1 protein-coding gene is annotated in these 231 nt (G+C 37.7%); it reads left to right on the top strand.

Features of this window, described 5'->3' with window-relative positions; all coding sequences use genetic code 11:
• A partial coding sequence (locus ACSVH7_RS15160; RefSeq protein WP_438067522.1) for an MBG domain-containing protein occupies window positions 1-231 on the top strand: 231 nt, incomplete at both ends.

The following is a 231-nucleotide window of genomic DNA, read 5'->3' as shown; positions in this document are numbered from 1 at the left end:
AGACTTAAGTGCGGGTTCTAATTATACCATTACTTATGTTAGTGAGGATTTTGCTATCACAGCCAAACCTATTACGGTAACGGCAACTCCATCACAAACGAAAGTATATGGAACTGTAAATCCAATATACGCCTATACTGTTGCTCCGAATTTAGTAAGTGGTGATTCTTTTACTGGAACTTTAACAAGAGTAGCAGGAGAAAACATTGGAAACTATGCCATTTCACAAGG

Origin of the sequence: Flavobacterium sp. TSSA_36 (assembly GCF_051547165.1) — a bacterium.
Classification (GTDB): Bacteria; Bacteroidota; Bacteroidia; order Flavobacteriales; family Flavobacteriaceae; genus Flavobacterium.
This window is presented reverse-complemented; position numbering and strand designations above follow the sequence as displayed.